The sequence below is a fragment of the Cytobacillus sp. T106 genome (assembly GCF_040492155.1).
Classification (GTDB): Bacteria; Bacillota; Bacilli; order Bacillales; family Cytobacillaceae; genus Bacillus_AB; species Bacillus_AB infantis.
Genome location: NZ_JBEUMK010000003.1, coordinates 357,796 through 380,453, shown reverse-complemented (window position 1 = coordinate 380,453; position 22,658 = coordinate 357,796). Strand labels below are relative to the sequence as shown.

At 46.2% G+C, this 22,658-nt stretch carries 22 protein-coding genes; 19 read left to right on the top strand and 3 right to left on the bottom strand.

All coding sequences use genetic code 11. From position 1 onward, the window contains the following. The first annotated feature begins 42 nt into the window (after positions 1-42). The 3 genes from ABU165_RS09490 (at position 43) to coaD (ending at position 3,127) form a co-directional block, all read left to right on the top strand. On the top strand, positions 43-1,461 hold the full coding sequence (locus tag ABU165_RS09490) for a hypothetical protein (RefSeq protein ID WP_148950223.1): 1,419 nt from the start codon (positions 43-45) through the stop codon (positions 1,459-1,461). A gap of 605 nt (positions 1,462-2,066) precedes the next feature. After that, positions 2,067-2,636: a 16S rRNA (guanine(966)-N(2))-methyltransferase RsmD gene (rsmD, locus tag ABU165_RS09485; RefSeq protein ID WP_101550679.1), complete on the top strand. Its 570-nt coding sequence runs from the start codon at positions 2,067-2,069 to the stop codon at positions 2,634-2,636. 2 nt (positions 2,637-2,638) lie between these two features. Further along, the gene (gene coaD / locus ABU165_RS09480; protein WP_022543689.1) at positions 2,639-3,127 is read left to right on the top strand and encodes a pantetheine-phosphate adenylyltransferase; all 489 of its coding nucleotides are present in this window, start codon (positions 2,639-2,641) and stop codon (positions 3,125-3,127) included. A gap of 20 nt (positions 3,128-3,147) precedes the next feature. Here coaD and ylbJ read toward each other — a convergent pair whose 3' ends face one another. Further along, positions 3,148-4,374, bottom strand: a complete 1,227-nt coding sequence (gene ylbJ / locus ABU165_RS09475) for a sporulation integral membrane protein YlbJ (protein ID WP_035401061.1) — start codon at positions 4,372-4,374, stop codon at positions 3,148-3,150. A 326-nt stretch (positions 4,375-4,700) separates the two neighbouring features. Here ylbJ and ABU165_RS09470 point away from each other — a divergent pair, with 326 nt between their 5' ends. Next, complete coding sequence (locus ABU165_RS09470) at positions 4,701-5,501, top strand: patatin-like phospholipase family protein (protein WP_022543690.1); 801 nt, start codon at positions 4,701-4,703, stop codon at positions 5,499-5,501. Further along, positions 5,488-6,510, top strand: a complete 1,023-nt coding sequence (locus ABU165_RS09465; RefSeq protein WP_101550677.1) for a SepM family pheromone-processing serine protease — start codon at positions 5,488-5,490, stop codon at positions 6,508-6,510. The genes ABU165_RS09470 and ABU165_RS09465 overlap by 14 nt, the downstream gene beginning before the upstream one ends. A 39-nt stretch (positions 6,511-6,549) precedes the next feature. Here ABU165_RS09465 and ABU165_RS09460 read toward each other — a convergent pair whose 3' ends face one another. After that, complete coding sequence (locus ABU165_RS09460; RefSeq protein ID WP_318060131.1) at positions 6,550-7,776, bottom strand: nucleotidyltransferase; 1,227 nt, start codon at positions 7,774-7,776, stop codon at positions 6,550-6,552. Between the two features lie 224 nt (positions 7,777-8,000). Between ABU165_RS09460 and ABU165_RS09455 the strand changes: the two genes are divergently transcribed. The 4 genes from ABU165_RS09455 (at position 8,001) to ABU165_RS09440 (ending at position 10,401) form a co-directional block, all read left to right on the top strand. Next, a complete protein-coding gene (locus tag ABU165_RS09455; protein ID WP_094769954.1) occupies positions 8,001-8,522 on the top strand; it encodes a YceD family protein in 522 nt (173 codons plus the stop codon). A 126-nt stretch (positions 8,523-8,648) separates the two neighbouring features. After that, on the top strand, positions 8,649-8,822 hold the full coding sequence (rpmF, locus tag ABU165_RS09450) for a 50S ribosomal protein L32 (RefSeq protein WP_009791160.1): 174 nt from the start codon (positions 8,649-8,651) through the stop codon (positions 8,820-8,822). Between the two features lie 139 nt (positions 8,823-8,961). Further along, a complete protein-coding gene (locus tag ABU165_RS09445; RefSeq protein WP_248137357.1) occupies positions 8,962-9,720 on the top strand; it encodes an enoyl-CoA hydratase/isomerase family protein in 759 nt (252 codons plus the stop codon). Between the two features lie 78 nt (positions 9,721-9,798). After that, complete coding sequence (locus ABU165_RS09440; protein WP_318060130.1) at positions 9,799-10,401, top strand: RsfA family transcriptional regulator; 603 nt, start codon at positions 9,799-9,801, stop codon at positions 10,399-10,401. A 51-nt stretch (positions 10,402-10,452) separates the two neighbouring features. On the opposite strand, the gene ABU165_RS09435 is transcribed toward ABU165_RS09440, so the two are convergent. Beyond that, a complete protein-coding gene (locus ABU165_RS09435; protein ID WP_318060129.1) occupies positions 10,453-10,935 on the bottom strand; it encodes an N-acetyltransferase in 483 nt (160 codons plus the stop codon). Positions 10,936-11,276: 341 nt separating this feature from the next. On the opposite strand from ABU165_RS09435, the gene ABU165_RS09430 reads away from it, so the two are divergent. From ABU165_RS09430 to ABU165_RS09385, 10 genes are all read left to right on the top strand, one after another. Next, the gene (locus ABU165_RS09430; RefSeq protein ID WP_318060128.1) at positions 11,277-12,620 is read left to right on the top strand and encodes an acetyl-CoA carboxylase biotin carboxylase subunit; all 1,344 of its coding nucleotides are present in this window, start codon (positions 11,277-11,279) and stop codon (positions 12,618-12,620) included. Between the two features lie 14 nt (positions 12,621-12,634). After that, positions 12,635-12,847, top strand: coding sequence for a biotin/lipoyl-containing protein (locus tag ABU165_RS09425; RefSeq protein ID WP_009791165.1), 213 nt, complete (start codon positions 12,635-12,637; stop codon positions 12,845-12,847). A 32-nt stretch (positions 12,848-12,879) separates the two neighbouring features. Further along, the gene (locus ABU165_RS09420; protein ID WP_318060127.1) at positions 12,880-14,421 is read left to right on the top strand and encodes an acyl-CoA carboxylase subunit beta; all 1,542 of its coding nucleotides are present in this window, start codon (positions 12,880-12,882) and stop codon (positions 14,419-14,421) included. Positions 14,422-15,127: 706 nt separating this feature from the next. Beyond that, positions 15,128-16,021, top strand: a complete 894-nt coding sequence (locus ABU165_RS09415; RefSeq protein ID WP_318060126.1) for a 2-dehydropantoate 2-reductase — start codon at positions 15,128-15,130, stop codon at positions 16,019-16,021. A 12-nt stretch (positions 16,022-16,033) separates the two neighbouring features. Further along, positions 16,034-16,429 (top strand): DUF3397 domain-containing protein, encoded by a 396-nt coding sequence (locus ABU165_RS09410; protein ID WP_009791168.1) that lies wholly within the window; start codon positions 16,034-16,036, stop codon positions 16,427-16,429. Positions 16,430-16,553: 124 nt separating this feature from the next. Then, positions 16,554-18,188, top strand: a complete 1,635-nt coding sequence (gene bshC / locus ABU165_RS09405) for a bacillithiol biosynthesis cysteine-adding enzyme BshC (protein ID WP_094767516.1) — start codon at positions 16,554-16,556, stop codon at positions 18,186-18,188. Positions 18,189-18,496: 308 nt separating this feature from the next. Then, a complete protein-coding gene (gene mraZ, locus ABU165_RS09400; protein WP_009791171.1) occupies positions 18,497-18,928 on the top strand; it encodes a division/cell wall cluster transcriptional repressor MraZ in 432 nt (143 codons plus the stop codon). A 61-nt stretch (positions 18,929-18,989) separates the two neighbouring features. Continuing rightward, positions 18,990-19,922, top strand: a complete 933-nt coding sequence (rsmH, locus tag ABU165_RS09395; RefSeq protein ID WP_224950186.1) for a 16S rRNA (cytosine(1402)-N(4))-methyltransferase RsmH — start codon at positions 18,990-18,992, stop codon at positions 19,920-19,922. 94 nt (positions 19,923-20,016) lie between these two features. Continuing rightward, positions 20,017-20,376 carry a cell division protein FtsL gene (ftsL, locus tag ABU165_RS09390; RefSeq protein WP_009791173.1) on the top strand — a complete coding sequence of 120 codons (360 nt, stop codon included), beginning with the start codon at positions 20,017-20,019 and terminating at the stop codon, positions 20,374-20,376. Then, positions 20,373-22,616, top strand: coding sequence for a penicillin-binding protein (locus tag ABU165_RS09385; RefSeq protein ID WP_009791174.1), 2,244 nt, complete (start codon positions 20,373-20,375; stop codon positions 22,614-22,616). Before ftsL ends, ABU165_RS09385 begins: the two co-directional genes overlap by 4 nt. Positions 22,617-22,658 lie beyond the last annotated feature (42 nt).

The following is a 22,658-nucleotide window of genomic DNA, read 5'->3' as shown; positions in this document are numbered from 1 at the left end:
CTATTGTATGAATAAAGAATTATTTTTCGAAGGGGAATCGGCATGTGGAAAGGATTGTTTCTCAGTTTTTTGGCATTAGGGACTGTAATCGGCGCAATGCTGTTCTTTCAGTGGAATGCCTACTCCAAACAGTCAGAGCCTTCTAAGGTGCTGGAGTCAGCCCAACAGGAGCTGACAATAGAAACAACACAAGATCAATTATTCGTTACACAGACTATAAAAGGCCTGTCGAAAGGCAAAGAATACAGAACTGTCAACACAGAAAAGCAGTTCAGATGGGAATGTCCCGGCATAGAAGGGAAGGGATGCAGCTCTTCTGATGAGGATCCGTCCACATTCATTTCTGAAGACGGCAGCCTCACCTTCGAATATATAATCCCTGTGGGCGCTTCTCCAGCCGCGTTCCTGCTGACTGATTGGACGACCATGATTCCTGATGTTCACATAGATGATACACTCACCGTCATTGTAGATTCCTCCAGAAGGTCCGGAACCTGGTCTGCCGGCGGCCGCCCGGAAGGGTACAAGCAGGGAGAGCTGATTGATTATTATGTGTTTGAACGGGAAGGAGACGCACCGGCAGTCTTCTGGCAGGCTGAAAAGCTGAACACTTTTGAGGCAGGCGATAATATCATCTTTTTAGCTGCGGAAAAAGAAAACGGACTTGCCATAGCTCCGGAATCGGCGGAGAAAATGGCAGATCTTCCGTTCTTAACTTTAATACAAACCAGTTCCTATAAAGAAGCTGCCGGCAGCGGACTAATGATTATCAATCCCGGAACTGATCCAAATGAGCTGATGGCTAAAATTCTGTCTCAAGCTCTAAAAGAGAAATTCAGCGGGACACCTCCTGGTGAAACCTGGCTGCTGGATTTAGCAGCTTCGGCAGCACTCTCACAGGAGCCTGGCTCTGAAAAGGCAAAAAGTCTTCTGGCAGGGCTGAAGGAGGTCATGGGTGAAGAAGGAATGGAACGATTTTACTCTTACGTTAAAAACTCGGATTCTCTTAATGCGGAACAGCTGGATCGTTTCCTTGTAAGTGAGCTTGGAAAAGATACAAGCTATTTCACCTTGAACAAAGATGAGAAAGCTCCTTATATTCCTTTTTATTTTGCCGATGAGCGGAATATAGATGTCAATGGGACAGAGTCAGATTTGGAGGCAATCGGCCTGGATGGAAAAACATATTTTCCATTTATTAAAACTGCAGGGCTGCTTGGATTCAAAGCGGAAAAAGTTTCTGCTACAGAAATTTTCCTTCAGGGGGCAGGCAATAATAGCTACCGTTTCTATCTGGACAAAAACATTTTCATATACAATGAAGAGGACTACGGGCTCCTGGAGAATCCGCTGGTAACAGTAGGATCAGAGCTTTTTATGGACAGTCACTGGCTGGAAGCACTATTTAAAATTAAAGTTGCCGAAGATGAACACAGGATTTCTATCGAAAAAGGCAAATAAGAAAAGCTGGCGATGCCAGCTTTTTTCATTTGTTCGTCTGTTAAAAGAAAAGAATGTACCGATAACTATCTAATTTCAAACTTTCCAGCACTCCCGCCATTCTTTTGGCAGAAACAGAAAAAAACCCTGCATTCCTGCAGGGCCCTTCTATATCCCATAGGGACAGAAGGCAAAGGGAGAGGAGAAACCGGAGGAAGAACTTATGGGGAAACGTAAGTCTTCTCCGCGGTTGGCAACAACACCCTCGAATAGATGTTGTTACTTACATTATTTCCATAAAGAACACGGTTATACACCTTTTGGGAACATTTTTTGCAGTTAAGGAAATTTACTAATCCAGCGCCTGCCCCTCGAGTCATAAGCCAAGCCCCCCAAAAAGGCAAAGAACGCCTTTTCGGGTGTCTTGTCTTAAGGCCCCCAGGATGGGGGTCATGCAGACGTTGCCACAGGACGTGGCGTTCTTAGTCTGCGTTCCTTAAGTGAGCAAGGCGCTTCCGCTTTTCTGGTGAATCCGCTTTCAAATAGCCTGTTGGCGGCAGGGGGCGAATTGTGTTAGGATAAATAAGAAAATAAGGGAAAATGTCAAATGATTGTGGTGATGAATGATGAGAGTGGTGTCAGGTGAATGTAAAGGCATTTCTTTAAAAGCAGTGCCCGGAAATACAACAAGGCCAACCACCGATAAGGTTAAAGAAGCTATTTTTAACATGATTGGGCCGTATTTTGATGGCGGAACCGGACTCGACCTTTTTGCCGGCAGCGGAGGCCTCGGAATTGAAGCTTTAAGCCGGGGGCTGGAAAGCGTGATTTTCGTTGACCGGGAAGGAAAGGCAATCAAGACGGTCCATGAAAACCTGGAAGCCTGCGGCCTAGAAGAAAAGGCGGAGGTTTACCGGAACGATTCTGAAAGGGCATTGAAAGCGATTGTTAAAAGGGAAATTTCCTTTGACTATATCTTCCTGGACCCTCCTTATAAAAAACAGCAGCTGTTGAAGCTGATGGAATTGATCGGCCGGCATTCCCTCCTGAAAGAAGAGGGAGTTATCGTTTGTGAACATGCTTCAGATATAGAGCTGCCGGGTGAGACAGGGAATTTTGTGAAAACTAAAAGCGAGACATATGGAATAATAGCAGTTTCAATTTTTACATACAGCAACGGTAATGAAGGAGGATGACAATGGCAAGCATTGCAGTTTGTCCGGGCAGCTTTGATCCCATTACATATGGCCACCTGGATATCATTAAAAGGGCCTCGAAGGTTTTTGACCAGATTCATGTGGTCCTGCTTAATAACTCATCCAAAAATCCGCTTTTTTCTGTTGATGAGCGCATCAGCCTGATCAGTGAGGTGACGAGGGAATTCCCCAATGTGAAAGTGGACTCTTTCCAGGGACTGCTTGTTGACTATGCAAAAGGGGTCGGGGCAAGCGCAATCATCAGGGGCCTCAGGGCGGTTTCAGATTTTGAGTATGAGATGCAGATTACATCAATGAACCGGGTCTTGAATGAGGAAATAGAAACGTTTTTCATGATGACAAACAACCAATTTTCTTTTCTAAGCTCCAGCATCGTCAAAGAAGTGGCTAAATACGGCGGAGATATTTCCGAGCTTGTGCCAGAGGCTGTCCAAAAAGCGCTCAGCGGGAAATTCAGTCTTCAGCAGTAAAAATAACCGGCGTGTGCCGGTTATTTTTTTTGTGCATCTCCTGCATAAATTTGCCTGCCCAGCAGGAAAATATAGACAAGCAAAGCTGCGAGTGTTATCAGCGGTCCATGCTCTGCCAGGAAGGCTGCAGCCTGTGAATAAGCATTTCCGCCAAATAGCCCAACAGGCAAAGCATTGGAAGGGGCATCTGTATGATAGAACCTCTCATAGACTGGCCCCCAAAGAAGAAAGGCGAACATAGCCGCAGCAATTCCATGGATGATTCTTGCAGCAAAGAAAGGCTTAAAGCCGATATCTGTCTGGGCCAGAATGCTGGCCACCTGAGCCTGTACACTAAACCCTGAGAATCCCAGTACAAGACTTGTTACGATCACCTGCTGCATCAGGGTGGCCTGCTGAATCTGGCTCGTCATCTGGCTTCCCAGTGTTATTTCAAACAGACCTGATATAAATGGGATGCTGAGCTCGGAAGGAAGACTGATGCTGCTGAAGGCGACTGCTATGAATTCGGCTGCAAAAGCTGTGATATGCAGATGGAAGAGCAATTTATTGATAACCGAAAATAAGATGATGAAGCCCCCGATCATAAGCAGCGTCTGGACTGATGACATAACAGCGTCGCCGAGCAATTTACCGATGGGCCTGTTGTCATTGATCCTTGTCTGATGGAGAGCAGAAAACGCAGCCCTGAGAGAATTTTTCCTTTTTGGCTTTGAGCGGGTCATCTCTTCTTTTCTTCCATAAAATCGCATGATCAAGCCGACAGTAATATTTCCAAGATAGTGGGCCAGAGCCAGTATGATGCCGATTTTTGCATTGTTGAAAAAACCGACAGAGACTGCTCCAAAAATAAACAGGGGGTTGGATGAGTTTGTAAAAGAAACGAGCCTTTCAGCTTCTGTTTTAGTCAGCTGATCTTCCTGGCGCAGCCTGGCAGTAAGTTTTGCCCCGGCAGGATAGCCTGAAGCCATCCCCATCGCCCAGACAAAACCTCCGACGCCCGGAACGCGGAAAAGCGGCCGCATGAGCGGCTCCAGCAAAACTCCGAGGAATTTGACCACCCCGAATCCAATCAGCATCTCAGATACTATGAAAAAGGGGAGGAGAGAAGGAAAGACAATTTCCCACCACATATTGAGGCCTCTAATCGACGCGTCGACTGATTCTTGTGGAAAGGATATGAGCGATACAGCCATTAATGTAACGGATGAAGCTAATATGAGTGTTTTTAGTTTGGAACGCAACACCGGCAAATCCTCCCTTATCAGGTAAACAAACTGTGCAGCTCATGCAGAACAGTGATAAACTGTATTTATAATCAGCGGGCCGGGTCTGGAGCGGCAAACCGTCCCTCCTGAGGCGCAGTAGATTTTTCAGCCAATATACAGGGTTTTCCATTTGCTTTGCCCAATCGGCTTCAGCCGGGCACGCCTTGTCCCCATATATCCCAATATACTCATAGAAAGATAAAATAGACCATAAGATTAAACCAGGCTTTATTGTGTTTGATGCGGAGGTAAGCAAATTCTTGACTATCGCCCGCCATGAGTCATATATAAAAGGGGGGATGCTGATGAGGCAGCCCGTGATTGGATTGGCGCTGGGATCAGGGGGAGCCAGGGGGTTCGCCCATCTTGGCGTCATCAAAGTGCTGAAAGAGGAAGGAATTAACGTCGATGTGATTGCCGGGAGCAGCATGGGAGCGCTTGTAGGCTGCTTTTATGGAGCAGGACTGGACATTGACAGGCTCTATAAGCTGGCAGGTGCTTTCAAAAGAAAGTACTATCTTGATTTTACAGTGCCGAAGATGGGGTTTCTGGCTGGCAAGAAGGTGAAGGAACTTATTCGATTGTTTACCCATGGCAAGAACCTGGAAGATCTTGATATCCCTGTCAGAGTGGTTGCAACTGATCTTAAGGCAGGGGAAAAAGTTGTTTTCAGCAAAGGGCCGATTGCTGATGCCGTCAGGGCAAGCATATCAATACCCGGGATTTTCACTCCGGAAAAACTGGAAGACCGGCTCCTGGTCGATGGGGGAGTCATTGACAGGGTGCCGGTGTCAGTTGTCGAAGAAATGGGAGCGGACCTGATCATAGCTGTCGATGTGTCAAGAGTGAAGACCAGCTCTGACATCACATCGATATTCGATGTGATCATGCAAAGCCTGGATATTATGCAGATGGAGCTCGTTTCGAACCGGGAGATCGCCTCTGATATCATGATCAGACCGCATGTGGAAATGTACAGCTCAAGGGCTTTCACCAATATTGAAGATATCATCAGGATTGGGGAAGAGGAAGCAAGAAAGCAAGTTCCCAGAATAAAGGAAGCTATTCAAAATTGGAAGGGGCAAGAAGACGATGAAGAGAAATAAAATCTTCCTCCGTTCCTTCTTTATCGCTGCAGTGATTTTGCTGGCAGGGTTTTTCTATTATCTGCCTTACTACGTAACAAAACCAGGCATGGCCAAGCAGCTGGAACCGATAATTGAAGTGGAAGGCGGATATGATGAGGCAGGGGACTTCATGCTTACAACCGTCAGGATGGGCAGGGCCAATATTTACTCCTATCTGACTGCAAAGGTGAGCAAGTTCCAGGAAATCTATCCTGTCGAGGAAATTAGGCGCGAAGATGAAACTGATGAAGAATACAATGTCCGCCAGCTGCATCTGATGGACACATCAAAAACAGCAGCCATTGAGGTTGCCTATAAAAAGGCTGGCCTGCCGGTGGATTATGAGTACAGAGGGGTCTATGTGATGAATGTCCTGCCGGATATGCCTGCTGACGGAGTGCTGAAGGCCGGCGATATGATAACACAAGTCGACCATCAGAAATTCAAGTCGTCTGAAGAATTCATTTCTTATGTCAGCAAACAAAAAGAGGGAGACACCATTACACTTGCCTATAAAAGAGGCGGGGAGAGCAAAGAAGCAGAGGTTTCCCTGAAAGCTTTCAAAGATGATCCTGATAAAGTCGGGATCGGCATATCGCTTGTCGATGACAAGGAGATTAAAGTCGAGCCGGAAGTCAGCCTCAATACAGAGGAAATAGGCGGTCCGTCCGCTGGATTGATGTTTTCACTGGAAATCTACAATCAGCTGACTAAGGAAGATTTGACAAGAGGTTATCAGATTGCAGGAACAGGAACCATTTCTGCCGATGGAACAGTCGGAAGGATTGGCGGGATTGAGCAGAAAATTGTAGCGGCCGACAAAGCTGGAGCAGAAATCTTTCTGGCGCCGAATGAAAATGGCGCAGCCGGGTCGAACTACAGCGAAGCAGCAAAAACTGCCGAGGAGATCGGGACAGATATGAAAATCATTCCGATCAACACATTTGAAGAAGCGGTAGATTATTTGGAAGGTTTGGAACCAAAATAACTAAGCAGGCAGGATCAATCCCTGCCTGCTCCTTTTTTGTCAGGCCCTGCTGCCTTTCAGATAGATTGGCGGCTGAGTGTATTCCATTTCCAGCAGTTTCTGGCGCTGCGGATGTGGGAGGGCTGAAGCATAGATCCTGGCTGCACGTATATCCTGCCGCATAGCTTCTTCCGGGCTGGAAGACAGCTTGGAGATGAGAGGCAGGCCGAGGCTTCCTTTTTGCCTGTTTAAATATATCCGCCCTTCTTCACTCATCCCGAGCAGCCGGAGATAGGATGCTGACTTAGGCTGCGGCAGCATTTCTTCTTTTTTCGTGTTGGTCAGTATATGGACACAAGCCCGCTGCAGCCTTGTCCAGGTATATCGCTTCGTTTTTATGGATTCCATAAACTCATGGAAGGTTCCTGCCTTTATGGCCGAATGCATGATTCTGTTTTCAAGGCCTTCTTCCATTTCGTAAATTTCTTTTAGTTCAGGAGCGGACATCTGGAGCAGCCGGTATTTGAGGAAGGGCCAGTACATTTCCCACTGGTGGAAGGCACCGAATGTTTTTTTATAATCTTCCATGATGTCAAGCGTTGTTCCAGGAACATATGATTTGATATCGGTCAGTTCAAGCCCGTCTGAAAACAAAGCTTTCCTGATGCTTGTTGCGCTCGCAATGGTCTCTGATGAGAAATGTTCGTCATGATAGCCGGCACTTTTTCTTTTCACAGTCAGGAGCTCCAATTCCTTATGGCGGGAATAGACCGACTTGGCGTACTGATAGCCGAGAATATTGTTCGGCTTGGACAGGTCCAGCCCGGCTTCGTCCAGCCCGAGATCTTTGAAAGCAAGTGACAATGCTTTAGGGTAGCTGTTTCCGTCTCCTATATGGTGCTTGATCCTTTCCTGGTAGGCTTCATTATGCTCATCGAGCAGATGGACGGCAGCGTTGAATGTTTCGATGTCTCCTGATTCGCTCCCAAAGCAGAGGGAGCTGCATCCCGCAGCAGCAAGAATGGAAACTGCACCGTCTGCAAAAGTTTCGGCATTTTGAACAGCGAACTTATAGGGAAGCTCAAAAACGAGGTCGGCGCCGGCTTTTAACGCCATTTCAGCCCGTGCCCATTTAGAGAGGAGCGCGGGTTCCCCTCTTTGGAGGAAATTTCCGCTCATGACAGCTATGGCAATATCTGCGCCTGCTGCTTGCCTCGATTTTTTCAGGTGATATAAATGCCCGTTATGGAAAGGATTATACTCAACGATCACACCAACTGCTTTCATAAGAACATTCCCCTTATAATGGTTTAATATCGGCTGCTTGTGATAAACCTATGTTATAGTGACAGAAGCTATAATGGTAGATGAGGCTACTCCTTCAAGAGGAAAAAGCCCGGAAAATAAGCCGATTCTGCGTTTAACTAGCTTAAATTATAGTGTAAAGAAAAAATATTGACAAATAATTATATGAAAGCTATAATTACTTTTGTTGCCTTGGGGTGATTCGTATGAAATGGACAATAAGTCAATTACAGAAATATCGAAGCAAGGATTATCCGATCGATGAGACAGTGGATGTGAGCGGGATCAGGGAGACCGACCCGACGATCAGAGAAGTTTCGCCGATTCATATATTTGGCCGGGCGGATATAGATTCGTCCAAGGTGACTTTTCATTTAGCGATTAAAGGTCATCTGGTGCTGCCTTGTTCTCGTACGTTAGTTGATGTGCATTATCCAATTAATGTTGAAACAACTGAAACATTCCTCTTGAAAGGTTTGGATTATGAAACCGAAGAGGAAACTCATCAGGTGAAAGGCGATGTCATTGATCTTCAGCCGATCATTGAAGAAATCCTTTTGCTTGAAGTCCCTATGCAGGTTTTTTGCGAGGACAGCGGTGAAGAGGGGGCCCCCCAATCCGGCAAGGACTGGGAAGTCATCCAGGAGGAAGACCTTCAAAAGAAAGTCGACCCCCGTCTTGCTGGGCTTGCGAATTTCTTTGATCAAAATGATCCCTCCGGCGAATAGCAGGAGACTGGATTATGATCCCCGGAATATTTCCGGACTTATGAACTACTACAAGAAGCATTTGAAGAATCCAGCGAATACCTGGCCTTCATAACTTTCTTAATACTCTTTAAGGAGGTGGGAAGAATGGCTGTACCTTTTAGAAGAACTTCTAAAACTGCGAAAAGAAAACGTCGCACTCATTTCAAACTGCAAGTGCCTGGTATGGTAGAATGCCCAAACTGTGGTGAGATGAAACTTGCTCACCGCGTGTGCAAGGCTTGCGGAACATACAAAGGAAAAGAAGTTGTTAACGACTAATTTTCACTATTAAAAGCACAGGGATTATATCCCTGTGCTTTTAATTTTGGCATTTTCCGGGTGAAGCTGGGCTGTTCTGTGATTTTATTGCCTTTTAGCCGGACTTCTTCCTATAATGGAAGAAAAGTGAAGGAAGATGATGATGCCGTATTCAATAGAACAGCATGAAGATGGGCTGCTTCAATTCACGATCAACAGGCCGGAAGTCCGGAATGCAATCAACTATGAAGTAATGGAAGGGCTGAGGGAGGCAGTCAATCTGGCGGGCAGGAAAGAGGTTAAGGCACTTATGATAACCGGAGCCGGAGGCCATGCTTTTTGTTCAGGCGGAGATTTGGGGCTCTTCCACAGCCTGAAGACAGAGGATGAGGCTTTTGGAATGCTGTCAGGGATGGCGGCAATCCTGAAAGACCTGCTGTTCCTGCCAAAACCGACAGTGGCTTTTTTAAATGGGGCGGCGGTTGGAGGAGGCTGTGAGATTGCATCTGCATGCGATTTCCGTATAGCAGCTCCGGGTGCAAAGGCTGGATTCATCCAGGGAAAGCTAGCAATTACGACCGGCTGGGGCGGCGGCTCTATTTTAATGGAGAAACTCCTGCCAGCCAATGCGCTGAAAATGCTGGCGGAAGCATCGGTTTATGGGTGCTCTGAACTGCTGGAGCTCGGATTCATTCATAGGATAAGCCAAAAGGAAGCGCTCGAAAGCTGCAGGGATTATTTGTCAAAAATTCTCCAGCTGGATGTGAATGTGCTTGAAAGCTACAAAAGGCTGCAGATTAAAAAGTGGCAAAACAGCCATATTCTGCAGAGAATTGACGACGAAGTCCGCCGCTGTGCAGTTCTGTGGGAAAAGGATGAGCATCATGCCCAGGTGGACAAATTTCTAAATCGCTCTTAATCATTATAATTTATTTTGCATCAGTCTATCTTTTCTAGCAGAAGCATATGCTTTTAAAAAGACTAGGAGGGATAGCTGATGTCGACAACAAGGCAGGATGCCTGGACCCAGGATGAGGATCTGCTGCTTGCCGAAGTGGTGCTTCGCCATATCCGGGAAGGCGGTACACAGCTGCAGGCCTTCGAGGAAGTGGGAAAACAGCTTTCAAGGACCCCTGCGGCCTGCGGTTTCAGATGGAATTCTTATGTGAGGAAGCAATATAAATCAGGGATTGAGCTTGCTAAGAAACAGCGGAAGGAATTGAAGAAAAAACCGGAAGCAGTCCAGACTGGCAAGCATGAACCTGAATCCGCCAAAACGGGGGATGGTACCTCAACGGAAAAAGCCGCTACCGGGGCAGAAATCCCTGAAGTTGAGGTTATAGTGGGTTACATTGAAGCATTGTACCGCAAAGCCAATCAGCCAGCCGCGGCTGAGACGGGAGAGCAGATCAAGAAACTGGAAAATCAGGTATATTACCTGGCTGCAGAAAACGAAAGGCTGCTGAAGGAGATTTCTGTCATGGAAAGAGACTATGAAGCGCTTACGGAAATAATGGAAAGGGCAAGGAAGATGGTGGTGCTGAAAGAGGAAGACCGCCAGCAGAAAACAAAGAACAGCCAGCAGGTATTTCAAAAGTGATCATACTAAAAAGCGGACAATTGATGTCCGCTTTCTGGCTGTCTGCCCCTGTTATTTGCTTTCAACCGTATGTTCAGATGCTCCGGCAGGAATCCACACCAATGGGTTTTCTCCCAGATCCCTTTCTATGTCATACGAGACGGAAGTGAAGCCCATCCTCTCCCAGAATTCCTTTGATTTGATGCGGGGATTGGTTTTGATAGGAAGACTGAAGCTTTTCGCAAAGTTCACAAGCGCAGTTCCGTACCCTTTGCCCTGGTAATCAGGAAGAACTTCCAGCTTCCAGAGCTCAAGATAATCCTGCGGCGGGCTGAAATACCGGTCAAACTTCGCAGCCTCCCGGTAAAGACTCATTCTGGCTACCAGCTTATCCCCGAAATAGATCCCGTAAAAAGGAGATTCGCTGTCGTTCTCAATAATATTGGCTTCAAGATCTTCAAACATGGATAATTCCTGCAGGCCATATTCTTTGAATCTTTTAAATTCCTCAAGTGTTTTATAGTTCACCTTTAATTTTTCTACTTTAAATTCCATTATGTTTCCCCCTTGCGTACTGGTTACATTACATCATATGAATTTTTTTGCCCTGCAGTATAGAAAATTAAACCTGCCTGTTACAGCAAATATTTGAAGGCGCTTTCCAATATTATATAACAAAATAACAAATAATTCTGCATAATCAAGTTGTAATCGATGTTGAATTTTATGGCAGCATGCAGATATCTGGAATGAATGCTGCTGTCAGGCAAAAAGAAAGAGAGCTATTAGCTATTTTCAAATAATATAGAAAGCGTTTTCAAAAAAAGAAGGGAAAAAGGAGAACTTTGTAGAAATATATTTTATTGCAGGGATTAAGCCAGGAAAGGGGACTGAATGTGCGAAAAATACTGATTGCAAACCGCGGGGAGATTGCCTCGCGCGTTATTAGAACTTGCCGTGAAATGGGAATTGAAACGATTGCTGTTTACTCAGATGCAGATAGCGGAATGCCATATGTCCAGGAAGCAGATCATGCTTTCCGGATAGGGGAGCCCCCGGTTGGCAGATCTTATCTCAAAACAGATGAAATACTGCGGATTGCCAAAGCTGAAGGGGCTGATGCTATTCACCCAGGCTACGGCTTTTTGTCAGAAAACGCGGCTTTTGCCCGCGCTGCAGCTGATGAGGGGATCGTCTTCATCGGACCCTCCCCTGAGACCATAGAGCTGATGGGAGATAAAATCGTTTCCCGGGATACTATGGCCAAGGCGGGAGTTGCGGTCGTTCCGGGAAGCAGTGAAGGTGTCGCTACGCTGGAAGAAGCTATAAGCCTTGCAGATGAAATGGGCTATCCTGTCATGCTTAAGGCAAGCGGCGGCGGGGGAGGGATCGGAATGATCCGCTGTGAAAATGAGCAAGCGCTCGCTAAGTCCTACGACTCAACGAAAGCACGGGCAAAAGCTTATTTTGGCTCAGATGAAGTATTCGTAGAAAAGTATATTCCTAATGCCAGGCATATCGAGGTCCAAATATTCGGGGATTCATTCGGAAACCTTGTGCACCTGTATGAAAGGGACTGCTCCATCCAAAGAAGACACCAAAAAGTGGTTGAGGAGTCGCCATCCCCTTTTTTATCTGAGGGGACAAGGCAGAATATGCTGAAAACAGCGCTCAGAGCAGGAGAAGCGGTCGGCTATGTGAATGCCGGAACTGTTGAATTCATTGTAGATGAAGAAGAGAATTTCTATTTCCTGGAGATGAATACAAGGCTCCAGGTCGAGCATCCCGTAACCGAGCAGATCACCGGCCTGGATCTTGTAAAATGGCAGATCTTCGTGGCAAGGGGCGAAAAGCTTCCATTGCTGCAGGATGAAATAGCAAGGAACGGCCATGCAATCGAGTTCAGGCTTTATGCAGAAGATCCTGTAAGTTTCATGCCTTCTCCGGGAAAAATTGATAGCTTTTCCTGGATAAAGGGGGACGGGATCCGGATGGATAACGGATATCTCGCTGAAAACACAGTCACACCTTTTTACGATCCAATGATTTCGAAGTGCATCATTTTCGGGGGCTCGAGGTCAGAAGCGATCCAGCGGGCATCTGATTTCTTTACACATTTGGAAATCACGGGGATCAAAACAAATGCTCCTTTATTTCAGCAGATATTGAATGACGAAGATTTTATTAAAGGAAATTATACAACTGCCTTTTTGGCGGAAAAGAAATTTGCAGTTCATTAAGAGGAGGAAATCACATGAAAGAAATAACATCATCAATGGCTGGTACAGTTTTGAACACAATGGCAGGGCCTGGGGACGAGGTCAAGGCCGGCCAGGAAGTCATTATGCTGGAGTCCATGAAAATGGAAATCCCGGTTGAAAGCCATATGGACGGAAAAGTAGCTGAGGTAAAAGTCTCGGCCGGTGATTTTGTCAATGAAGGAGACGTTCTGATCGTACTGGAATAGCAGTCCGCCAAAAGAAAAAGAGGAGGCATAACATGAAGGCAGTCAACACTTTGACCGAAACATTAAGGGAAAGGTCCGAAGCGGCAGAAGCCGGCGGGCCCCCTAAATATCATGAAAAGCTGAAGGCGCAAAATAAGCTGTTTGTCAGAAAGCGCCTCGAGCTTTTATTTGATGACGGGGAGTATATGGAAGACGGTAAATTTGCCAATTGCAAGGAAGAAGGCCTCCCTGCTGACGGTGTTGTTTGCGCCACTGGAAAAGTGGGCGGACAGACAGTCTGTGTCATGGCAAATGATTCAACCGTAAAGGCTGGATCCTGGGGGGCAAGGACCGTCGAAAAAATCATCCGGATCCAGGAAACCGCCGAGAAGCTGAAGGTTCCATTATTGTATTTAGTAGATTCTGCCGGCGCCAGGATTACAGATCAGCTGGAAATGTTTCCGAACCGCCGAGGTGCCGGCCGAATATTCTATAATCAGGTCAAGCTGTCGGGAGTCATCCCGCAGATTTGCCTGCTGTTCGGCCCATCTGCTGCAGGGGGGGCTTATATACCGGCTTTTTGTGATATCGTCATCATGGTGGATCAAAACGCATCCATGTACCTGGGTTCCCCAAGGATGGCTGAAAAGGTCATTGGGGAAAAGGTGACGCTGGAAGAAATGGGCGGAGCACGTATGCATTGTTCTGTCAGCGGCTGCGGCGACGTGCTTGCATACAGTGAGGAAGAAGCGATCGAATATGCCAAACAATACTTGCCGTACTTCCCTCCAAACTTTCTGAAGAAAACGGAACTGCTGGAGGGAATGGCAGCCAAAGAGGGCCGTCAGCTGGAAGACATCATTCCGGTTAACCAAAATGCGCCTTTTGATATGTATGAATGCATTGATGCATTGATTGACGAAGGCAGTTTCTTTGAAATCAAGAAGCTGTTTGCTCCTGAAATCGTTACCGGGCTGGCTCGGATAGGCGGGAGAGCTGTCGGTATCATTGCCAATCAGCCGAAGGTTAAAGGCGGTGTGCTGTTTGTTGATTCAGCCGATAAAGCGGCAAAATTCATTCAGCTGTGTGATGCCTTCCATATTCCGCTGCTGTTCCTTGCAGATGTCCCAGGTTTCATGATTGGCACAAAGGTTGAGCGCGCCGGCATTATCCGCCACGGCGCAAAGCTGATCGCAGCCATGAGCTCGGCAACTGTTCCGAAGATATCCGTCATTGTGCGGAAGGCATATGGGGCCGGATTATACGCAATGGCGGGCCCTGCATTCGAACCTGACTGCTGCATTGCCCTGCCGACCGCACAGATTGCGGTAATGGGCCCTGAAGCCGCCGTCAACGCCGTATATTCCAATAAAATCAATGAAATAGAAGATCCAAAGGAGAAAATCGCCTTTGTCCAGGAGAAGCAGCAGGAATACAAAGAACATATTGATATCTACAGGCTTGCTTCAGAATTGATCGTAGATGATATTGTCGCTGCCTCTGATCTCCGCGATCAGCTGATCGAGAGATTCTCTTATTATGAAACAAAAGAACTGAATTTCAGCGTGAGAAAGCATCCGGTTTATCCGGTTTGATAGAAAGGCCTCATCAGGGCTAGGCTTTGCTGCTGGATAATAGAAGAGAGGAGGGTTCCGGTCCAGAGGCTGGAACCCTTTATTTGTAGATAAAGAAGACAGAGGTTCCTAGTCAAGGCTGCTGAGACCCTCTGACCAGGAAAAAAGAAAACAGAGGGTTTTAGTCAGAGCCACTAAGGCCCTCTAACCAGAAAAAAGAAAACAGATGGTCTTAGTCAAGGCCGCTAAGGCCCTCTAACCAGAAAAAAAGAAAACAGATGGTCTTAGTCAGAGCCACTAAGACCCTCTGATCAAGAAAAAAGAAAACAGAGGGTCTTAGTCAGAGCCACTAAGACCCTCTGACCAGGAAAAAAGAAAACAGAGGGTTTTAGTCAGAGCCACTAAGACCCTCTGATCAAGAAAAAAGAAAACAGAGGGTTTTAGTCAGAGCCAGTAAGACCCTCTGAGCAGGAAAAAAGAAAACAGAGGGTTTTAGTCAGAGCCACTAAGGCCCTCTAACCACTGTAGTTCTGCTCCGCTCTACTCATCAAGCCAAAATGCCTTTAATTTACTTTTAAATACCTTCTGCGCGTGCTGGCCACTTGCCTGATTTCATCCCATAACTTCAGCTTTTTTTATAAAAAAAAGAAAAAGTCCCAGGCGGAGTACAGGAAGTTGGCTATATCTGATAGAATATTACTAAAAGTTACAAAATAGAGGAGTTATTATGAAAATAGGAATCATTGGCGGGGGGGGCATTGGATTATTATTTGCAGCATACTTGCAGAAAGGTCATGACGTCACTCTGTATGTCCGTTCTGAAGAGCAGAAAAAGCTTATCTCTTCATATGGGATTTCATTATTGGCGGAAGGCAGGGAACATATTTCTTATGTACAGGTGCTGCTGACTGATGAATGGAAGGGAGAAGAAGAGCTCTCCATTATTGCGGTCAAGCAATATGATATCCACCCCCTTATTTCTATCATAAATGATAATCAGGCGGCCCCACCCTCTTCTTTTTTATTTCTCCAGAATGGAATGGGCCATCTGTCACTGCTTCACGAACTCAGGGCCAGGGCCATCCTTGTAGGAACTGTTGAGCATGGGGCTTTAAAAAAAGATGCAAGGACCGTTCAGCACACAGGTGCTGGAAGAACGAACATAGCGGTTTTCTCAGGAGAAGGAACAGAAGCGGCCGAATGCCTGGAGGAAACTTCAGGGGACTTTCCTTTTACTGTCCGCAAGGATTACAAGGAAATGCTCCTTCAAAAGCTTGTCATCAATGCTGTAGTCAACCCGTTGACTGGCATTCTTCAAGTGAAAAATGGAGAATTGATTGAAAATCCCTTTTATTACATAGTAGTGCAGAAATATTTTGCGGAAATTGCCGCTGTGCTGGAGCTGTCCGATCCTGAAGAAGCTTTTGATGCTTTGGTTTCAGTCTGCAGGAAAACTTCATCAAACACTTCATCTATGTTAAAAGACCTGCAAAACCAGAGGCAAACAGAAGCTGATGCCATTCTCGGATATATTCTGGGAGAAGCGGATAAAAAAAATAAACACGCTCCCCTTGTTCATGCATTTTATTCGTGCATCAAGGGGAAGGAGCCTGGAAACTAGGGGGGATCCATCATGTCATCATTCTTTTCGGCAGTTGCCGCAACACTTGTAACAGTACCGCTGCTAGGCTACCTGATTGTATTCGTCATCAGCAAGCAAATTACAGGAAGCCACAAAAAGTCAGTCCGCATTGCACTCGACTCTAGTACATTTCTTCTTATTCTTTCTGTTCATTTTTTGATCCTGGCTATTTGGGAACGGTCTTATTTATGGATTATAGTGCTGTTCATGCTGTTTGCTGCAGTCATATTCACAGTCATCCATTGGAAAGTCAAACAGGAAATTAATATCCAGATGATTTTCAAGGGGTTCTGGCGATTCAATTTTCTTTTGTTTTTCTCTGCCTATATTGTCCTTTTGATCTTCGGTGTCTTTCAAAGTGTCTCCGGCTATCTGTCTATTCCGTAAGCAGGCAATGCTCCGATAGTCATTTTTGGGGCATGTTTCTCAGGCAAAGTTTTTTTCTTTTCAATTCTGACAATGATATACTCAGATAGGAGTGAAAATTGTTGACCAGAAAGGAAGTACTTAGATGGAGATTTTAAATCTCTCACTGCCGGCATCCAGCCGGTTTGCGACAGATTATACGTCTCATGAGCCTGAGGTGGAGCGTTTTTTCCATTACCGCTATCATGATGCCAGCGAATATCAAAGGCGTTTGAACGAGCTGAAGGGACGGAAGTTTTACAGAGAAGAGCTTGCCGATTATATCGGGCAATATATGTCCAGATTTCCTTCTTCGGACAAAACCGGCATTTCATTAGATAAGCTTCGCTCGGAGGACAGTGTGGTCATCATCGGCGGACAGCAAGCAGGAATATTGACTGGGCCTTTATATACTATACATAAAGTAATTTCTATAATTGTTCTTGCAAAGCAGAAGGAAGCCGAACTCGGAGTTCCCGTTGTACCGGTGTTCTGGATAGCCGGGGAGGATCATGATTATCATGAGGTCAATCATATCTTTGCGGAGAACAGCGGGCGGATTGAAAAAGCTGTGTATCCGCATAAGATACTGGAGAAGAAAATGGTATCTATGATCGAGCTGGATCGAGCCCTGTGTTTCCGCTGGGCTGAAAGCCTGATTGAAGGCTATGGAGAAACAGAGCATACAAAAGATCTGCTTCAGTTTGTCCAGCGGGCTGCCGACGAGTCAGAAACCTTTGTGGACTTTTTTTCATATATGATTATGGAGCTGTTTAAGGAATATGGCATTTTGCTTGCCGATTCAGGCGACAGCCGCCTGAGAAAGCTTGAAAAAAACATTTTCTCTGAACAGCTGAGCCAGTTTTCCTCCATCACCAAAGCTGTCAAACAGCAGCAGAGGGAAGTGGAGGCGGCCGGTTTTAAGCCGGCGATCGAAATAGGAGATAATGCAGCAAACCTTTTTTTCTATGATGAACTCAATTCTGAAAGGGTCCTTCTGGAATATAATGAGGAACTCAGCGTATTCGAAGGCAAAAACGGAGCTATTCAGTTTTCTCTTGATGAACTGTCGCTGATTGCCAAGGAATCGCCGGAAAAGCTAAGCAATAATGTGGTGACAAGGCCAATTACGCAGGAACGGCTTTTCCCGGTCCTTGCTTTTATTGCCGGCCCGGGGGAAATTGCCTATTGGGCAGAGCTCAAACAGGCATTTGAACATCTCGGCATGGAGATGCCTCCGATTGTGCCAAGGCTGAATATCACATTGCTGGAAAGGCCTGTTGCTTCGGACATCCAGGATCTGGACCTGGAAATTGCAGCGGTTTTGGAAAATGGAACAGGCAAAGAGCAGGAAGCTTTTGTCGATGGAGTAAAGGACCAGGCGCTTTCAAGCCTTTTCGGAGAAACGAAAAAGCAGCTGATCAGCCAGTATAAGATGATTGAAAGCCGTCTTCGGGAAACTGACAGGGGAATGCTGCCCCTGCTTGAAAAAAATGAATCTTTTCTTCTAAAGCAGCTGGATTTCATGGAGGCGAAGACTGAAGAAAGCTTGAAAAACAGGCATTCAGCCATTCTTACTAAATACAGGCGGATTGAAGCTGCCTTAAGGCCATCGGGGTCGCCTCAGGAACGGATCTGGAATATCCTATATTATCTGAATTTGCATGGTCTTACCCTTATAGACGATATAATGGAGCTTCCATTTGAGTTTGATGGAAAGCATAAACTGGTAAAGCTCTAAAAAGAAGGACGGCCACTGACCTGCATGCCTGTAAAGAGGTTTGGGATGGAAACATTCCAAACCTCTTTTTTTTTATGAGTTTTTTTTGAAATGGATATTTGTTTCCCCATCCCTTGCCAATATGGCTGGGAATTTTTTCGCATTGAGAGCAGCGCCTGCATCCAGAAAAGAATTTTCCATCAGGAAATAAAAAGGAGAAAAATAATTATTTACCAGAAGGATTTGCAGAATGCAAGGAGAATATTAAAAACATGTGGAGGAAAGTGGGGGAATGTGGTACATTTGAGTTGGAAAGTGGGGTTTAGGGCATGTTCATGGGCGAATACCATCATAATGTTGATACAAAAGGCCGTTTGATAGTGCCTGCTAAATTCCGTGACAATTTGGGCGAAATGTTCATTTTGACACGCGGGCTTGATCAATGTTTGTTTGGCTATCCGCTTTCTGAATGGAAGCAGCTTGAAACAAAGCTGAAAGGGCTGCCCTTGACCAAGAAGGATGCACGAGCGTTTACCCGCTTTTTCTTTTCCGGTGCATCTGAATGCGAACTCGATAAGCAGGGAAGAATCAACATTTCCAGCCCGCTCATGCAATATGCGAAGCTGGAAAAGGAATGTGTCATAGTAGGCGTTTCCAATCGAATCGAAATATGGAGCAAACATCTGTGGGAAGATTTTTTTGCAGAGTCAGAGGAATCTTTTGCTGAAATTGCAGAAAATATGATTGGGTTTGATATATAATGGGAATGTTTTATTAGTATAATAATTCCTCGATGATTCGATTGGAAGGTGGAAGACAAGGATGTTTGATCATAAAACAGTTTTGCTGGAGGAAACGGTAGCCGGTCTCGATATTAAGCCGGATGGCGTCTATGTCGATTGTACAATGGGCGGGGCCGGCCACAGTGAACTGATTCTGACACAGCTGTCAAGCCGGGGGAAGCTGTATGCTTTTGACCAGGATGAAACAGCTATTGAAAATGCACAAGAGAAGCTCAGCAAATATGGAGACAAAATCACTATAATAAAAAGCAATTTTCTTCATTTAAAGGAAGAGCTGGAAAAAGCCGGAGTCACTGAGGTGGATGGTGTGCTCTATGATCTTGGCGTATCTTCGCCGCAGCTTGATACACCTGAGCGGGGATTCAGCTATCATCATGAGGCTCCGCTTGATATGCGGATGGATAAGGATGCAAGCCTGTCCGCTTATGAAGTGGTGAATGATTGGCCGTATGAGGACCTTGTCAGGATTTTCTTCCGGTATGGCGAGGAAAAGTTCTCAAAGCAAATAGCAAGAAAGATTGAAGCCGCCAGGGAGAAAGCACCGATTGAGACGACCTCCCAGCTGGTCGAACTGATAAAAGACGGCATACCGGCACCGGCAAGAAGGAAGGGCGGCCATCCTGCCAAGCGGGTTTTCCAGGCAATCAGGATTGCTGTCAACGATGAGCTTGGTGTTTTTGAGAAGTCGCTTGAGCAGGCGATTGATATTCTAAAGCCAGGCGGCCGGATCAGTGTCATAACTTTCCACTCGCTTGAGGACAGGATATGCAAAGCGACTTTCAAGAAAGCAAGCGAGACTCCGCCGCTGCCTCCGGGCCTGCCGATCATTCCAGACGAGTTCAAGCCGGTGCTTAAGCTTGTTGCAAGGAAGCCTATACTTCCATCAGAAGAAGAGCTGGAAGAAAATAACAGGGCGCGGTCGGCGAAGCTGAGGGTTGCAGAAAAACTGTAAGCAGACTAATAAGGGGACAAGCTTAACAGCTTGCCCCAATATAAAAATTAAGGCCAGGCATTGTCCGGCCCTATATGATCACAGGAGGGATAAAATGAGCAACTTGGCAAGGAAAATGCAGCAGGAGGAAGTACAGCAGCACAAGACAGCTGTAAAGGTGAAGAAGGTTAAGATTAAGAACCTGTGGCTCTCGCCCGGCGAAAAAATAATGGGTGTCGTTTTTGGGGCCATTGTCTGTTTTGGCGCTGTCCACATCATTTCAAACCAGGCTGCCATTTATGAGATGAACAAAGATATCCAGGATATCCAAACCTCTATAAACGAGAAAGAAAAATCAAATCGCGAGCTTGAAATGCAAATCAGCGAGCTAAGTACATACGAGCGCATTTTTGAAAAAGCAAAATCTCTTGGTCTGACACTTAATGAAAATGTCAGAGGTGTACAGGATAAATGATGAAAAAACAGCCAAATATCAATTATGGAGCAGCGATATTATTTGTAATATTCAGCCTGCTCTTTTTTGTTCTGATGTACAGATTTGTGTCAATTCAAATAACAGGAGAAGCGGGCGGCCAGCCTTTGGCGGCAAAAGCGGAGCAGAAGTATACCAATGAACGCGTCCTTGAGGCGAAAAGGGGAACTATCTATGACCGGGGGGGCGATGTGGTAGCAGAGGACGCCAGCTCATTTACGCTGGTTGCCATTCTTGATAAAGATATGACTGTCAACAAAAAGAAGCCTAAGCACGTGGTTGACAAAGATAAAACGGCAAGGGAGCTTTCCAAGGTAATTGACCTGGAAGAATCCGAGATTAAGAGGATTCTATCAAAGCCTGATGCCAAACAGGTGGAGTTTGGTACGGCAGGCCGCAATATATCCAATTCGCTTAAGAGGGAAATCGAGGACCTGAAGCTTCCGGGAATTTCTTTCCGGCCGGAAATCAAGCGATTCTACCCTAATGGTATGTTTGCATCCCATCTGGTGGGCTATGTTGAAAAGCCCGAAGAAGAGGATAAGGATGAGCCGGAAAGAACGCCGGCAGTCGGAAAGCTCGGGATAGAAAAAAGCCTGAACACCGTCCTGAGCGGCATCAATGGGAAGGTAACCTATGAAAAAGATCACTGGGGATATCTTCTCCCGGGGACTGACGAAAAGGTAAAACCGGCCAAGGATGGAAATGATGTTTATCTGACGATCGATAAAAAAATCCAGACATTTCTGGAAGACAGCATGAATAGTGTCCAAAAAGAATATAATCCGAAGAAAATGGTGGCGATCGTGGCTGACCCTAAGACAGGGGACATCCTGGCCATGTCTCAGCGGCCGTCCTTCCATCCCCAGACAAGGGAAGGCCTGTCAGATGATTGGTATAATGAGGCAATCGAGACTTCATTTGAACCTGGTTCGACCATGAAGATATTTACGCTGGCATCTGCGATTGAAGAAGGGCAGTTCAATCCCAATGCCTGGTATGAGTCAGGGACCTATGTGGTGGACAAGGGATCAAGGCCGGTCCGGGACCATAACTATGGACGGGGATGGGGTTCAATCACCTATCTCGAAGGAGTGCAGCGATCCTCCAATGTTGCTTTTGCAAAAATTGCCAAAGAGCAGCTTGGCTTTGATGCTTTCAGGAAGTATTTGACCAGGTTTGGGTTTGATAATCCTACCGGAATAGACCTTCCGAATGAAACAGGTGCTAAATTCGCCTATCAGTATCCGATTGAAAAGGCAAACACTGCATTCGGACAAGGGACGGCTGTCACGCCGATCCAGCAGATCCAGGCAGCGACCGCCATTGCGAATAAAGGGCAGATGATGAAGCCCCATGTGATTGACAAAATCGTTGATTCAGCAACAGGAGAAGTGATCAAGGACACAAAGCCTGAAAGCGCCGGAAAGCCGATTTCCGAAAAAACGGCGAAGGAAGTCCTTGATATACTTGAAACAGTAGTTTCATCAGAGAAAGGTACAGGCTATAAAAAATATAATCTGGAAGGCTATAAAGTTGCCGGGAAAACCGGAACCGCACAGATTCCGGGATCAGGCGGATATTTGACCGGGCCAGAAAACTATGTTTTCTCCTTCATGGGCATGGCGCCGGCAGAAGATCCTGAGCTGGTCATGTATGTGGCAGTCCAGCAGCCGCAAATCGATGATTACGTAAAAGGGTCTCTGCCTGTATCGCAGATCTTCAAGCCGGTTATGCAGAACAGCCTTCAATATTTGAATATAGAACCTTCAAAGCAGACGAAGGTCGAAGCAAAAGAGGTTCCGGATGTTGCAGGCCTTTCTGCGGATGATGCTGCCAAAAAGCTGAGCGGCGCAGGGTTTGTGCCGGCGGTGATCGGGAAGGGCGGCAAAATAACGGGACAGCTTCCGGAACCGGGAGCTTCTATACTCGAAGGGGAACGGGTAGTCATTAAAACGGACGGGACTTTGAATGTTCCTGATATGCAGGGCTGGTCTATGAGGGATGTTATGAAGACGGCTAAAATTGCCGGCCTGAAGCTGAATACGGTAGGCAGCGGCTTTGCAGTCAAACAGAATCTTTCCCCGGGATCTCCAGTCAAGGAAGGCGAGTTTCTAATTGTGGACTTTGAAACGCCTCTGGAACAATACAGCCGGTCAGCTGCCGAAGAGGATGAAGCTGCCGGCGGGGAAGACGCTGAAGAGGAAGAAGTATTGGATTAACAGTAAAGGGCGCACCGTTTCAGGCGGTGCGTTCTATTTGTG